Consider the following 14961-nt stretch of genomic DNA (forward strand, 5'->3'; position numbering starts at 1 on the left):
CGCTCCAGGGGAACGAGCAGGCCGCGCTGGTCGAGGAAGGCTGCGACGCGACGTCCTGACCAGTTCGGGCCGAGTCTGGTGACGGCGCGGACGTCGGCTTCGAGGAGGGGGCGTCGATACCGAGCCAGGCGACGAGAAGCCGCAGGACTTTGGCGTTGATGTCCCGAGACGGGGTGGTCCAGTGCTGGTCTGCTGTGAACTGCCAGAAATCAGCGACGAGTTGCTCAGCCTCTGGTGTCATCGACGGCAGCTGGGTGTGCTGGGCTCGCTTCCAGACACGCGCCGGGGGCGGGAACAGCTGCGGCTGGTGTGGGTTGATCAAGTGCGGGGACAGCCGACGGTCGGCCTGCCGGGTCTGCTTTTCGCGACGCTCCAGTTCCCGCCGGCGGCTCTTGCGGCTGCCCTGGCTGTAGTCACCGGGCTGCTTCGTGTAGAGGCCGTGACTCAGGCCGGCGCCGAACCAGAGTTGCTCGACCGCCGGGCCGTCTCCGACGTGTTCGTTGAGCACCAGGTGGCAGAACCGGCACTGTCCGTCCTTCAGCGACCAGGTGCGGCCGCACCGCAGGCAGGGGCCACTCTCCCGGTCCGGTTGACGAGCCCACTCCCGGCACGAGTCACACAGCGGCCTGGCCTCCCCGCTCCAGGCCAGGCAGTGCTCGGAGGAGACCATGCGCCGGCGTTCACGCCGGTAGCCGTTGTGGGCGAGTCCGGAGCCGAGTCAACGCCGCAGCAGCCTGGCCTCCCGCAGGACCTCGGCGACGGCTGGCCTCATCCGGGGCAGCTCGGCGACGACGTAGTCGTCGACCAGCTGCTCGCTGGCCTCCCGGGAGGCCAGCGCCAGCCGCATCATCTGCACCACGCTCTCGCACCACCCCGCGGACAGACCGCGTCGGACACGGACCCGCTCGACGGCCTGGAGGACGTCCGCCCACTCGGGGAAGTCGCGGGCGGCGAGCCGGTAGCCGTGCTGGCGGGTGAACGTCCTGGGCAGGCGGGGCAGCAGCGGAAGCTGGCCGGTGACTTGCGGAGGGCAGACCTGCCGGCGACCGGGGCGGTGATCGCATGACCGGCGAGCTGAGCGGGGGTCGACCTTGCGCGCCAGGCCCTGGTCGCCGCCCGGCAGGCGGCGAAGAAGAACGGCGCCGCCTGCAAGGCGAAGCCGAAGCGGCGCACCGGCGCGGCCGTACGCCGCGACGGCCGCGAACCGCTCCGGCTCGGCGCCGCGATCGGCATGATGATGACCGAACGCGGCATGGTCGCCCCGGCAGCCGGCAGCCGGCGGCCGCGTCCTCGCCCGGTGGAAGACCATCCTCGCCGCGGCCGCGCCCGAGCTCGCCGGGCACGTTTATGCCGTGAAGTTCGATGCGGCCCACCGGCCGCCTGGACGTCGCCCCCGACGCCCCCGCGTACGGCACGAACCTGCGCTGGAGCACGCCGAAGTTGATCGCGACCGCCAACGAGCAGGTACCGGGCGCGACCGTCCGCAGTCTGCACGTCCTGCCGCCCGCACCCGTAAAGGACAACCCCGCCACGGCAGCCGACGACCCGGACCGCAGCCGGCCGCGCCCGTGCTGCGCCGGAGCCGTCGGACGGCTACCGCCGCGCGATCGAGGCGCATCGCCAGGCCGCGCCATCCCGGCTGAACCCGGCCATCGCGGCTGCGGCGCGGCAGCGTGCTCTGGACGCCACCCGGGCCCGCGCGCTGCGACGCCTGACCGACGAACGCGCCGGCCGACTCAGCCACACTCCCCAGCGACTGAAGCGACCGGCATGACCAACCATCGTGCCCGAGTTAGGGGCACAGAAAGGAAGGGGTCGCGTGTTCGATTTTGGGAGTTTCGTCGCCTGTCCTACGAGCCGGCGGTTGGAGGCCGGTGTCTGGCGGCAGCGGTCGTTGGACAGTTGCCGGCTATTTTCACCGCGGTCGAGAAGGGGCTCGGCCTTGCCTTCGATCAGCTCGTCCACTCCCGGGCAAGCATGGCCGAGACCGGGAACCTCGGCGGCGTCTCCGGGCCCGACGTCCTACGCCGCCCCCACGCCGTCCCACCCGCGCGGCCTGATGGTCACCTTCGGCCCCGGCTTCACCACCACCTGGACCAACTGAGACTAGACTTCCCCGTTGTCCAGGAGCTTCGCAGCCTCTGCGACGAACGCCTTCTGCGCATCCAGAAACGCCTGCGACAGATTCGCCCACTCCCGCGGGGACACAGGCAACACCTGCGGCAACACCTGACCAGGCCGACGGCACCGGGTATACACCGCACCCGCAGCAGCAAACACAGCACGCGCCGGCCCATGCATCTCCACAGGGCCGGCAAGCCGTACCGCTACCTCAGCAGACGCCAACGCGTTCAACGCCCTGCCCAGATCCGCCGTGTTGCGTGTGGTGGGGATGCGCCAACGGTCCATCTCCTCACCGAAGGCATCAGCGGTCACCAAAAGCCCACGGTAGGCGTCGAAACGGTTCTGCAGGCGCCACGCCCTGTGGTCTGCTGCCGCTTGATCCTTCACCTGACGACGGCCGGCCTTGTACGCAAGAATCCCGACCACCAAACCGAAGACGCCCGTAGCGACCGCAGCGATGACGGCTCCCCAGCCGTCGCTCATGTCGAAGCCGACTTTCTTGCCGACGTCCCCGACGTGCCCTGCGGCCAACGTGATGATGTTCATGCCCGCATCCTTGGGCCCCGCCCTGGGTGATGGCGGGGCAGTGACGAAACCGAGACAGCCGCGGCAGGGCAACACGCTGTCGGATCTGGGCCACCCTCAGAGCATGACCGCATCCTCCGCGACCACCGCGTGGACCCTCACCGTTGCCGGGTGGAGGGAGTGCTCGACCGCGGCTACCTTGCTGAGCCGTCGGCCGACGCCCGGTGATGCCATCTGTGGATGGAGCACATCGACGCCGTGGCGCACCTACATGCCCTGTGGCTGGCATGGCAGGAGCTGACCGACCCCGCATCGTGCGGCTACACCGGCCCAGCGTCTGGCACCGGGACCACTACCGTCCCTGCATGACCGAGCTGCGCAGCGCGCACGGCCCGTTCGCCGGGTACACCAAGGGGGAGCACCGCATCGAGCACAGGCTCCCGGGCCTGGTGTCGAGCCCCTGGAAGCGCGTCGAGAACTGAACGTCCGACGAATTCATGCCGACAGAGGCGAAGTGGTAGACCTGTTCGAACGTCTGGTGTCGGTAGGCTGGTACATCGCTTCGTCAGCCTCGTCGAGGAGGGCCATCAGGTCGCACACTGCGGTGGCCAGGCAAGCCGCGCGCTAGAGGCGGACTTCGTGGTGAGTGACGTTCACCGCAGCTGCTGTGACTGCCGTGCGCGCGGTCACAGACGGGAGCTCTGGCGGGACATCCGGCAGGCCGGCCGCACGCTGGGCTCGGGCGAGTTGGTAGTGCGCGGCCGTGCAGAGCTGGACGCAGCTGTGCAGGTCGCACACGCCATCAGCGTCCACCGCCTCGAGAACGAATCCAACTACTACACCGCCGTCGACGACGAGAACACCGTGGACTGGACCGCTGACCAGCCCACAGCCCTGAACGTGGCCTGCGAGAAGAAGTCGGGGACGCGCGCCCGGGACCGCCTTGGCTCAGCCCAGCGCGTCCATCAGGGCGGTGACATAGGCATCCAGCCGCTCCTCCACGGCTCGCGTCGTCTGCTCTGTCCTCCCTGCCGCCCGCCATGCCTGTGTCACCACCTGCACTTCTTCTGAGCACGCCAGCCCGTCTCGCACCCGCCAGTACAGCCGTTCGCTCGCGGCCGCAGCCAGCACCCCACCGGCCTCCTCATACGCCTGAGCGAACCGCACTCCCCACGCCGGGCCGTGCAGCAGCGCGAGGTTGGTGGAGCAGTGCGCGACATCGAGGTCCGCTGGGCCCCAGGAGGTCGCTGCCCAGTCGACGACGCCGGTGATCTGTGCACTTGCCGGGCTTGGGGACGGGACATGGAACAGCACGTTGCCGGGTTGGAAGTCGCGGTGCAGGAATCGCCCTTCATAGGGCGGCGCGGGCTTGCGAATCACGTCGATCGCCGCGGCCCATGCCGCCGCGTCGGCGTACTTAGGAACCACGACGGTATCGGCGGTCGTCAACGCCACATACTCCCGGGGCCGCTCGGCGGGGCGCAGCGCGTGGATCGCCACGAGTTGCCGGGCCAGCAGAGGGACACGCACCTGCAACCCGTCGAGGACCGTCCGGCCCGGCAGATGTGTCATCAGGAGCGATGGATACTCGCAATACGCGGCGGTCGGATCAACCGCGACCACTTCCGGAGCCGGCACGCCGGTCCCCGCGAGCACGTTCAGAGCGCCAGCCTCCCTGCTCAGCTAATCTTCAGCGTGGCCCACGTAGAACGGATCGACAAAACTCCGCAGCACCAGGTCACGGGTGCCTCCGCCTGGCGTGCCGATGACCAGCCTCCGCATTTCGGCAGTGATGCCGCCGTGCAGCGCCTCAGCTCTGACGATCCGTTCGCCGGCCTCCAGGTGCCGGCTCACCCAAGCCAGTGTCAAAGGGCGGACAGCCGAGGCTGCATCGTGGTTAGTCACCGTGCCACCTCATCATCCGGACGACGGCGCGCGAAACCGGGCCGTGACGGCGACGCCTGAACTCATCGACATTGATCAGGAGGACAGGTTGCAGTGACTCCTGAAGCCGTCGATGAAGGACTCCAGTTCTCGCGTAGAAATCCAAGATGCGCTCGTCCAGGTGGCGGGCGAGGAATTGGAGGACCTGGCCTCGAGGCGGACAGGCCCCGCGGTGTGCTTGTGCAGGGCGCTGGCGTACTTGGCGCCCTATCGGGCTTCCTGGCCGGCGCGGTGTCCGATGGTGGACTGCGTTTTCGGCATGACGTTGCCGGCAGAGCCACGCCCCTCGGTTGGCACGACGGCAGGCCGCAGTGTGGAAGATGATGCGCGGGGGCATGTCGGCAGGCTGCGGCTCTTCCCCCAGCTCAGCGCGGGTGGAGGTCCGGCGCCGAGGGGCCGGTTCTGTCCCAACTCAGGAGCAAGGAGATGTGCGGCGCGGCGTTCACCAGGAGGCCACCGGGGAGCGGTGGGCGAATCCAGGAGCGTTCCGGCGGAACGGTCTACCCGGGTAGGCGGGGGCCACCACGGCCGATTCCGTGCCGAGTAACGGGTTGAGGTGAGGCCGGGGATAGGGCCGGCGGCCGGGCGGCGCGCGGGTACCCGGTCTGATCATCGTTCTCCCGTGGGAGGCAGCTGTCCCTGTTGCGCCTTGCGATTCCAAAGCGGGTGATGGCCGTTGTCCTGGTCCTCCCGACGTCCGAGCCGGAACAGAGGTCGCGGCGATAACCGTGCAAGGTCAAGGTTTCGCGTGCACAGCTGTTCCACCATGCGTAGCTTGTGGCTCATGCAGCTGAGTGTTGTGGTCCCTTTGGTGGTCACAGTGTTCCTGGCGGCCACCGGTTACGGGGCGACCTACCTGACGAATCTGCGTCTGGCACGTCGCAAGGATCACCTGGATCGGGTCAACCGCCAGCTCAGCGAGCTTTACGGTCCGCTCTATGCGCAGTCGGAGGCCGGGGACCGTGCCTGGCGCGCGTTTGCCGCCAGGCACGGGACCATGTGGACGTTGTCGGCCCCTGCCACGGCGGAGCAGGCTGCCACCTGGCGCTTATGGATGTTAACGGTCTTCATGCCGCTCAACCGGCGCATGGTCGAAACGATCGTCTCCCATGCTGATCTGCTGCGCGAGGACACCATCCCCGAGCCTCTGAAGGAGCTGTGCGCGCATGTGGCCTGCTATGAACCCATCATCGCCCGCTGGCAGGAAGACGGGTTCGACTCCGCCCAGCTCGACGATCACGTGTCGATTGCTGGCAACTTCCCGCGTGAGGAGTTGGACACCTACCTACGGAGCTCGTTCGAGTCCCTGAAGCGCGAACAGGCACGGCTGCTCGCTCAGATACAGCGCCTGCACTGACCGCGATGGCGGAGGTCGAGCGGGAGTTCATCCACGAGCGGCTCCTTGATCGGTCTGCACCGCCGCGGCGAATGGCCACCACGGCGGCCGGCCCCGGCCGTCGACGCCGACATGCTCGACGTCGCCTCCGGGTATCCGGTCCGACTCGCTGGAGCCTGTGGTGACCCGGCTCCAGCACGATGAGTTGGACCACGGCGCCGAACGCCACAGGGAGTCAGCGTCGACGACGCGTGGCTGGGTCGCGTTCGGCGACGTGCTGGGCCACCGCGCCAACACCGGGCCGCGCGTACCGCTCAAGGGACCGTACGAAAGGCGTGGCGGGAGCGGGCCAGCAGTATCGGTGTTGAGGTGCCGTCTTCCGCTCGCTCCCCCAGCACACGCAACAGGACCCCCTACGAGGCCCGCTGCAGCGCCCAGTAGAGGGCCCCGTAGAAGGGCCCGCTAAGGGACCCTGTGCTTGGCATTCGACCACGCGAGGAGCCTTGCGCAGTGCCTTCACCGGTCCTTGCATCGGGCCTTGTCACAGGCCTTGCGCAACACTTCTGGGATGTCGTGGTGACCTGCGGTGGTAAGCACGGTAAAACCCCGACAACCCTCCTATACACCCTCTACGACGATCAGGGAGTTGGTGGCGTTGTGGTCGGTGGATGGGTGCGCTGGAGGGTCGGCGGCGCCGCTCACTCGCCGCGGGGCTTCCTCGTGCTGCGCCCCGGCGCAGCGACTGCCGGCAATCGGCAGTCTTGGCCCGGGGCGGGGCTCCATACGAGCGGAGCCAGAGCCGGATGCCGCGACGGCGACCATGTTCTGGAAGACATAAGCACGTAGTCGAACCGTGTCGCTACGGCACGGAAGTCCTCGAGGGCGTTCACAGTGGCCCTGTCAGCTGAGGGCCGTGATCCTTGCAGTTGCTGCTTCAGTGGGCCGCGGTGGCGAGGGGCGTCGGGGGCGACGTCCAGGCGGCCGGTGTCCGCAGCCGACGACCCGAACCCGCAGCTGGCCGCGCCCGCGGTGCACCCCCAGGTCCTCGACGACAGCCCCCGCGACTCGCGTTCCTCTCGGGCACCGCAGAGAGCACCTGGCGGGTGCGGGCGAGTCGTTCGCGGTGGCGGCGACGGTCGCGCCACCATTCCAGCCGGTCCTTGGAGTTGTGGGGAAGAGCCGCCTGCAGGAGAAGCGCGGAGGTGCCAGGCAGGGAGGCGATGCAGGGCGCTTAACCAGAGCTCTTCTTCCCCGGTGCCTTCTTCGCGGCGGTCTTCTTGGTCGAGGCCTTCTCGCCGAGGTTCTGAACCAGGAATCCACAGCCCGTTGGAGCCCTCCCTCAAGTCCTCGTCCGATCCCCCCTGGCGGCTGGAAGCACCATGGGGACGATGAGGGAAAGACCAACGCCGCTGGATATCTAGATCAACGATGGGTGCGGCCCCAACCCGTTGACAATGCCGTGCGGGCTGGCCTCCCCGGCCCACTCCGCGATCGTCCGGCAGTGTTTGCGTGGCAGGTCCGACAGCCGGCCCAGCACCAACCGCCCGGCCCGCAGGCGGGGTTCGTCACGGCTGAACCGGCCCGCGATCCGGCTCATGGCCACCTCGAACGCCTCCCGCCAATCGGGCGGGTTCTATGCTGTGGCCTGCGGCCACCGTCTCGTCGTCAGTCCACACAACTCACGATGATCACCGGTGGCAGTACCCCTTCGGTGGCTCCCTGTCAGTCCCGGACGAGGCAGAACGGGTGACCCGCCGGGTCGGCAAAGATGCGCCAACTCCGTTTTCCGTCACCCTCGTCGAGCAGTGTGGCACCCCGGTTGAGGACGTCTTCCTGGGCTCGTTCCAGGTCCTTGACACCCAGGTCGAGGTGGAACTGCTGGGGCCGAGCGGGGTCCGGCCACCGTGGTGGCTGATGGTCTTCCACCCGCTGGAAGGCAAGCACGAGCCCGTCGGTGTGGAGCGTCGCCCAGCCGTCGCCGAGCGACCACCTCGGATCCGGCTGGTTCACTACGCCGCCGAGGAGCGACTGGTAGAACCGGGACAGCTCAAGGACATCGGCACAGTCCAACACCACACACCACAGATTGGCGATCACGAAGGGCAGCGTCTCACGACGTCTGATCACGATCTACGGCTGGAGTACTAGCTGGGAAGAAGTGCATGATCTCAGCGGCAAGATGCTGCATGTCCTGGCCTGCCGCGTGCACCATCATCGTTTCGAAGTGCCACTCCTCGGCGGGCGGTCGGTCGTGGATGCTCCACGTCAGATGAACATGGCCACCTGACGGCGTGCTCGCGAACATGCACAGTCACGTACGGATGAAGGCCCACTTTCTGACGAGTTGAAGACCAACGGTGGGGCGGCCTGCTGCTGGCCTGGGTCAGGCTGGTGGAGGGCGGCTGAATATGGTCTTGGACCCGTGACTTCACCTTCCAGCCTGAACTTGACCCCCGAAAGATCAAAGACCTGGCTACCCTCGCCTTCATCGAGACCAGGGCCAACGCGGGGGCTTTACCGAGGCCGCCCGGGGTCGGCAAGACCCGCGCCGCCGTCGCGCTGTCGGTCGCCGCCTGCCGGGCTGGGTCCTCCATCTACTTCACGACCCCGACGACATGGCCCGCCCACTCGGGGCCGCCGAAGTCGGCCGTCTCAACAGCAAACCTCATACCTACCTGCGGCTTCGAGTCCCTGTGTAGTTGATAAATTCAGCTACCAACCACTGAAGCAAGCCGAAGTCAACCTCGTCTTCCAGGTGATCTCCAAGAGCTACGAAAATGGCTCGATCATCCTGACCTCGAACAAGACCTTCAGTGAATGGAGCGGGCTTCGCGGGGGCGGGGCGGGAACGTGTCGGGATACCGAGTGCTCAGTCAACGTTCGTCATTGCATAGCGAGTTGATGTTCGACTAGTGTTCCCGCTGAGCGCCAACGCACGGGTTCATGCATTAGATGAGGCTGCGTCCACATGCCCGCATCCGCCGGGAGTGTGGTCTGTCGCCTCTTGGACTCTTAGTAGCCTCCCGTTTTCGGAAAGTGTTACGGGAAGGCTCGACAGCCTTTGTTCTCCCGGGCCTTTTAGACGTTCCGGGAGAAGCGACCCTGGGGGGTATTTTCGTGGCATCCAACCCTTTCGAGAATCCTGACGAGAACTATTCGGTACTGATCAATGATGAAGGTCAGCATTCTCTGTGGCCCATTTCGATCGACGTCCCGGAGGGATGGAAGGTCGTGCTGGAGAATACGAGCCGTCAGGACTGTCTCGACTATGTCGAGACACACTGGAGCGATATGCGGCCGGTCAGTCTGCAAAACGCTATGAGTGAGAACAGCGGCGCCTAGCGCCCGAGTCCAGACGTCACTGAGGCCAGCTCTGAATGAGCTTGCCTGAAACGGGGACTCGGTCTCACGCACACCCGATACTTCGGGGGCATTTGTTGCTACGGGGGATATATGACTGCGCAGCACGCCCTTCCGCATTTATTCGAGATCCATGCGAACCGTGCGCCGGACAACGTGGCGGTGGTCCACGACGGCGAACGCCTGACCTACGACGAGCTCAACCGTGCGGCGAACCGCCTCGCGCACCACCTGATCGGCTTGGGCCTCGGCGCGGAGGACATCGTCGCCATCGTCCTGCCGCGCTCACTGGAAATGGTCGTGGCGATCGTTGCCGTGGTCAAGGCCGGGGCCGCTTACCTGCCCGTCGATCCGACCTATCCGGCCGACCGGATCGACTACCTGCTCAGCGACGCCCGGCCCACCGCGGTGCTGGTGACCGGGAGTACCGGCAGCGAGGTACGGGTGGGCAAGGCGCTATGTCTGGACCTCGGTGCGCCAACGACGGCCGCAGCCCTGAACCGGCAGCCCGACACGGACCCCACCGACGCCGACCGCAAATGGCCGGCGTCGCCGGCCCACCCGGCGTATGTGATCTACACCTCGGGTTCCACCGGTAAGCCCAAAGGCGTGGTGATGTCACACCACGGTGCGGTGCGGCTGTTCTCCACAACTGAGAGCCGGTTCGCATTCGGGCCCGACGACGTCTGGACGATGTTCCACTCCTACTCCTTTGACTTCTCGGTGTGGGAAATGTGGGGACCGCTGCTGTACGGCGGACGCCTGGTTGTCGTCAGCCACGAAGTCACCCGCTCGCCCTGGGAATTCCTCGACCTGCTCGAGGCGGAACGGGTCACAGTGCTGAGCCAGACACCATCCGCCTTCTACCAGCTGATGCAGGCGGAGCGGGAACAGTCGGAAAGAGCGCGTGAACTCAGCTTGCGCCTTGTGGTGTTCGACGGTGAGACGCTGGACATGCGGCGACTCGCCGAATGGTATGTACGGCATTCGGACGACGCCCCGGTGCTGGTGAACATGTACGGCATCACCGAGGCCGCCGTACACGCCACGCATGCCGAACTGGACAGCCGTACACCCGGCTCGGTCGACCGCAGTCCCATCGGGACCGCTCTGAAAGACCTCACCATCCATGTCCTGGGCCCCCGCCTCGAACGCCTTCCTATCGGGACCGTGGGCGAGATGTATGTGACAGGACCGGGGCTGGCGCGCGGATATCTGGGCCGCCCCGGCCTGACCGCAGGCCGCTTCGTGGCCTCTCCTTTCGAGCCGGGCCAGCGGATGTACCGGACCGGCGATCTCGCTTGCCGGACCGCCGCCGGACAGCTGGAGTTCGTGGGCCGTGCCGACGCTCAGGTCCAGATACGCGGCTTCCGTGTCGAACCCGGCGAGATCGAAGCCGCGCTGACCCGTCATCCAGACGTCGACCAGGCGGTCGTGTTGCCATGGGAAACCAGCTCCGGTAACACGGGCCTGGTCGCCTACGTCGTCATGTCGGCGGGGCCGAGGGGGCAGTGCACCGCCGACCCCCATGGCTGGCGCGCGTACCTGGGCAAGAGCCTGCCGGAGCACATGGTGCCCGCAGCGTTCATCCCCCTGGATGCCTTTCCCCTGACGGCGAACGGGAAGCTGGACCGGCGCGCGCTGCCCGCGCCCGACCTGAGTCGCGTCGCCACCGGCCAAGCCCCCCGCACCCGGCAGGAGGAGATCCTCTGCCGACTGGTAGCGGAACTGCTCGACGTACCGATGGTGGGAACCGAGCACGGCTTCGTCAGCCTCGGCGGCGACAGCATCGCCGCGGTGCGACTGGTGGGCCTGGCGCGCCAGGCCGGTCTGTCACTCTCCACCCGTGATGTGCTCCAGCAGCGCAGCCTGGCCGGACTGGCCGCCCTCTCGTCGCTGCTGGACACGGCTCCGGAGGAGTACGGCGAAGCGGACCTCGGGGGACGCCTTCGCCCAACGCCGGGTATGGAGGAGATGCGCGGCTGTGCCGATTCCCTCGACCGGCACAGCGAATCGCTCGTGTTGCGCGCGCCAGCCGGACTCACCCGGGCCGCTCTCCTGGACCTGTTACAGGCCTTGGTGGACAGCCATGACACGCTCCGGCTGCGCGTGGAGACCAGCGACGCCGAGCCGTGGCATCCGACTGTTCTGCCGGTCGGCGCCGCTGCCGCGGACGTCTGCCTCACTCCGGTCGACGTGCGAGGCGCCGACGATGCGGATCTGGCGCAGCTCGTCGCGCAGGGCATTGCCGCTGCCAGAAGCCGGCTGTCCCTCAAGGACGGAGTGGTCGTTCAGGCGGTGTGGTTCGACCGGGGCGCACAGCGCACCGGCCGCCTGGCGCTCGTCGTGAACCAATTGGCCATCGACGGCGAATCATGGCGCATTCTCCTTGCTGACCTGCGCACGATGTGGAACGCGCTGGCCGCAGGGGGTGCCCTGCCGCGTCCCGCCGTAGGCCGCCTCTCCTACCGGAACTGGTCGCAGCTGCTCGCGACGGAGGCATCAGAGCCGCAGCGGACCGCCGAGCTGGCGGCCTGGACACGTGCGGCGGCCGGGACCACAGCCGCAGAGTCCGGGACGCCGGCCCAGCGGCAGGACCTGGTCCGGGGCGGGGAACACCGGGTCATACTGCCCGCCGATCTCTCCCAGGCGCTGCTGACCACGGTGCCCGCCGCACTCGGCATGGAGACCGGTGACCTGTTGCTGGCGGCACTGGTACTCGCGGTCACGGAACGGCAACAGCGCCGTAAGGCAGCGGGCGGCGAAACCGTCGCCGTCGATCTCGAAGGCGACGGCCGTACCGTCCTCCGGAGCGGCGCGGACCCTGCCCGTACCCTCGGCCGGTTCGCGGCCCCGTACCCCGTGTCCTTCCCCCTGGAGCACCTTGACTGGGGTGGCATCCACCGTGGCGGTGCCGCGGCGGACCGGGCACTGCGGCAGATACGGCAGCAGCTGCGGCGTATCACTGACCACGGCTTCGGCTACGGCCTCCTTCGGCATTTGAATGCGCGAACAGGCGCGGAATTGGCGGCATTTCCCCGCCCATTGCTGAAGTTCAGCTACCTCGGGCACTTCCCCCACGGCCAGGGCAGGACATGGCCGGTCGATCCCGCGTACGGCATCGGGCCGGACACAGCCGACGGTTTGCCCATGACCCACCACGTCGAGGCCCATGCGGTGGCCTGGGACCGCCCCATGGAACACGGCGGCGCAGCAGCGCTGTCCACCACCCTGACCTGGGCGGACGGCACACCGGCCGCAGCTGAGGTACCCGAATTGGCCGAGGCGTGGCTGGGCATGCTCAGCGCTCTCGCCGCTCACGCGAACCGACCGCGAACTATCGGGCTCACGCCGTCCGACGTTGCCTTGTCCTCCATTAGCCAGAGCGAGATCGACGATCTCGAAGCCGAGCTGAACGGCCGGTAGGGAGTTAGCACAGCATGACGAAGACCCCCTCGATCATCGAGGACATCCTGCCGCTTTCCCCGCTGCAAGAGGGATTGCTGTTCCACGCACGGCTTGAGAGCTCGGCCAAGAACCTGTACGTCGCCCAGTACGCCATCGAGCTGAGCGGGACGGTGAACGCTGAGGCGCTACGCGCCGCCGCGGCCGGTCTGCTGAGCCGGCACGCAAATCTGCGCGCGAGCTTCCGGAGCCGGAAGTCCGGCGAGCCGATCCAGGTGATCCGGCGCGACGCGCCGCTCCAGTGGCACGAATACGATCTCACCAACCTTGCACCGACGGCAGCCGAGGCCCGTTGCGCGGAACTGACCGGCGAAGACTGGGCCCAAGGCGTCGACATCGAGGCGCCGTCCCTGCTGCGATTCACCTTGATCCGGCAGAATCCGCGACGGCACCGGCTCCTGGTGACTCACCACCACCTCGTACTGGACGGCTGGTCCATGACCCTGCTCCTGCGGGAGCTGTTCCAGTCCCAGCCGCACGACGGCGACAACACCGGCCTGCCGGCGGCGCTCCCGTACCGCTCCTACCTGGCATGGCTGGCGGACCAGGACCGCCCCGCCGCTCGGGACGCCTGGCGTGCCGTCATGGAGGGCCTGGAGGGGCCCACCTACCTCGCAGGGGTCGGCCCGGGTGCCGCCGCCGGCTCGGACTCCCACGACGTCACCCTGGAGCTGACGCAGGAGCTCACCGCACGCCTGAAAGACCAGGCCCGACGGAGTGATGTCACCCTCAACACCGTCTTCCAGGCGGCCTGGGCAGTGCTGCTCGGCCGGCTGACCGGCCGCGACGACGTGGTCTTCGGCACCACCGTCAGTGGTCGGCCGGGGGAGTTACCGGGAGTGGAGAACACGCTCGGAATGCTGATCAACACCGTGCCCATACGGGCACGGCTGCTCCCTGACGACTCCCTGCGGGACCTTTTCGATCGCATCCAGGAGCAGCGCTTCGGACTGCTGGAGCACGACCATCTCGGGCTGGCCGAGATCCAGGGCCTCCTCGCCGCGGACGGCGGTCACTTCGACACCAGCGTGGTATTCGGCGATTTCCCGGTGCACGACCGCACACCGGTGAATCCGGCGCATCCAGGGCTCGAGATGGACGTCACCCTCCGCGAAGCCGTCCACTACCCCCTCTCTCTCGCCGTCCAGTCGGGCGACCGGCTGACGCTGCGCTTCTTCTTCCGGACGGACGCCTTCGACCAGGCCGTCGTAGCGGAGATTGCCGAGCGGCTGATACGGGTCCTTGAACAGACCGCCGCCGATCCCAGCACCACGGTCGGCGGAACGGAAATCCTGCTGCCCGGCGAGCGCGAGCGTCTCCTGGCCGGAGAGGACACCGGCCCGGCGCAGACGCCGGAAGCAATGTTGCCCGAGCTGTTCGCGCGCCAGGCCGCCCGCGTGCCTGACGCCATCGCGGTGGTGTCCGAGGACGTAAGCCTGACCTACGGCCAGCTGGAGGCGCGGGCCAACCAACTGGCGCACTGGCTGGCGCGACGCGGCGTCGGCCCGGAGTCGCTGGTGGCGCTGGCGCTCCCTCGCTCTCCGGAGCTGCTGGTGGCACTCCTCGCGGTCCTCAAGGCGGGCGGCGCCTACCTTCCCGTGGACCCCGAGTATCCGGCTGAGCGGATCGCCTTTCTGCTCGCCGACGCCCGGCCCGCCATGCTGCTCACCGACAGCAGCACCCTCGCGGCCCTTCCCGACTCGGACGCCGTACAGGTCGCTCTCGACGACGACCAGATCATCGCCGCGCTCGCCACCCTGCCACGGCACGCGCTCTCCGAAGCCGAACGCACCGCGCCGCCGCACCTGCGGAACCCGGCGTACGTGATCTACACATCCGGTTCGACGGGCCACCCCAAGGGCGTTGTGGTGTCGCACAGTGGACTGGCGGCCCTGGCTTCGGCCCAGCGGGAGCGTCTGGCAGTGACGGCGGAGAGCCGGATCCTGCAATTCGCGTCACCGAGCTTCGACGCGGCGGTCTCCGAAATCGCCATGGCCCTGACCGGTGGTGCGACGCTGGTGGTTCCGGATTCGGAGGGGTTGTCCGGTGAGGGGCTTGGGCGTGTGTTGCGGGAGGGGCGGGTTTCTCATGTGACGTTGCCTGCGTCGGTGCTGGCGTCGCTGCCGAGCGGTGTGGAGGACGAGCTGGCGGATCTGTCGACGTTGGTGTTGGCGGGTGAGGTGTGTTCGCGGGAGTTGGTGGCGCGG

At 67.8% G+C, this 14961-nt stretch carries 8 protein-coding genes and 5 pseudogenes; 7 read left to right on the plus strand and 6 right to left on the minus strand.

All coding sequences use genetic code 11. The features are described 5' to 3' along the window. Positions 1–718: 718 nt before the first annotated feature. On the minus strand, positions 719–1309 hold the full coding sequence (locus AB0E02_RS31595; RefSeq protein WP_362145651.1) for a hypothetical protein: 591 nt from the start codon (positions 1307–1309) through the stop codon (positions 719–721). Positions 1310–2106: 797 nt separating this feature from the next. Beyond that, positions 2107–2670, minus strand: a complete 564-nt coding sequence (locus tag AB0E02_RS31600; RefSeq protein WP_362145654.1) for a hypothetical protein — start codon at positions 2668–2670, stop codon at positions 2107–2109. A gap of 216 nt (positions 2671–2886) precedes the next feature. On the opposite strand from AB0E02_RS31600, the pseudogene AB0E02_RS31605 reads away from it, so the two are divergent. Both AB0E02_RS31605 and AB0E02_RS31610 read left to right on the plus strand, forming a co-directional pair. Then, a pseudogene (locus AB0E02_RS31605) lies at positions 2887–3131 on the plus strand (DUF4913 domain-containing protein); the annotation flags it as partial. A 289-nt stretch (positions 3132–3420) separates the two neighbouring features. After that, positions 3421–3513, plus strand: a pseudogene (locus AB0E02_RS31610) (type I-E CRISPR-associated protein Cas7/Cse4/CasC); the annotation flags it as partial. Positions 3514–3597: 84 nt separating this feature from the next. Here AB0E02_RS31610 and AB0E02_RS31615 read toward each other — a convergent pair. Next, a pseudogene (locus AB0E02_RS31615) lies at positions 3598–4554 on the minus strand (phosphotransferase). An 823-nt stretch (positions 4555–5377) separates the two neighbouring features. Between AB0E02_RS31615 and AB0E02_RS31620 the strand changes: the two are divergent. After that, positions 5378–5950, plus strand: a complete 573-nt coding sequence (locus AB0E02_RS31620) for a hypothetical protein (protein ID WP_362145657.1) — start codon at positions 5378–5380, stop codon at positions 5948–5950. A 1441-nt stretch (positions 5951–7391) separates the two neighbouring features. Here the strand turns inward: AB0E02_RS31620 and AB0E02_RS31625 are convergent. The 3 genes and pseudogenes from AB0E02_RS31625 to AB0E02_RS31635 form a co-directional block, all read right to left on the minus strand. Then, positions 7392–7526, minus strand: a pseudogene (locus AB0E02_RS31625) (IS701 family transposase); the annotation flags it as partial. Between the two features lie 125 nt (positions 7527–7651). Continuing rightward, entirely contained in the window at positions 7652–8026 is a 375-nt protein-coding gene (locus AB0E02_RS31630; RefSeq protein ID WP_362145682.1) for a VOC family protein, read from the minus strand. 13 nt (positions 8027–8039) lie between these two features. Further along, positions 8040–8234 (minus strand): DUF6228 family protein, encoded by a 195-nt coding sequence (locus AB0E02_RS31635; protein WP_362145660.1) that lies wholly within the window; start codon positions 8232–8234, stop codon positions 8040–8042. A gap of 41 nt (positions 8235–8275) precedes the next feature. Here AB0E02_RS31635 and AB0E02_RS31640 point away from each other — a divergent pair. The 4 genes and pseudogenes from AB0E02_RS31640 to AB0E02_RS31655 all read left to right on the plus strand — a co-directional run. Continuing rightward, a pseudogene (locus AB0E02_RS31640) lies at positions 8276–8750 on the plus strand (ATP-binding protein); the annotation flags it as partial. 296 nt (positions 8751–9046) lie between these two features. Further along, positions 9047–9271 carry an MbtH family NRPS accessory protein gene (locus tag AB0E02_RS31645; protein ID WP_362145663.1) on the plus strand — a complete coding sequence of 75 codons (225 nt, stop codon included), beginning with the start codon at positions 9047–9049 and terminating at the stop codon, positions 9269–9271. Between the two features lie 111 nt (positions 9272–9382). After that, entirely contained in the window at positions 9383–12715 is a 3333-nt protein-coding gene (locus tag AB0E02_RS31650) for an amino acid adenylation domain-containing protein (RefSeq protein ID WP_362145666.1), read from the plus strand. 14 nt (positions 12716–12729) lie between these two features. Then, positions 12730–14961, plus strand: a 2232-nt coding sequence (locus AB0E02_RS31655) for a condensation domain-containing protein (protein ID WP_362145669.1), incomplete at its 3' end; no start/stop codon positions are given.

Source organism: Streptomyces sp. NPDC048196, from assembly GCF_040652715.1.
Taxonomy (GTDB): domain Bacteria; phylum Actinomycetota; class Actinomycetes; order Streptomycetales; family Streptomycetaceae; genus Streptomyces; species Streptomyces siderophoricus.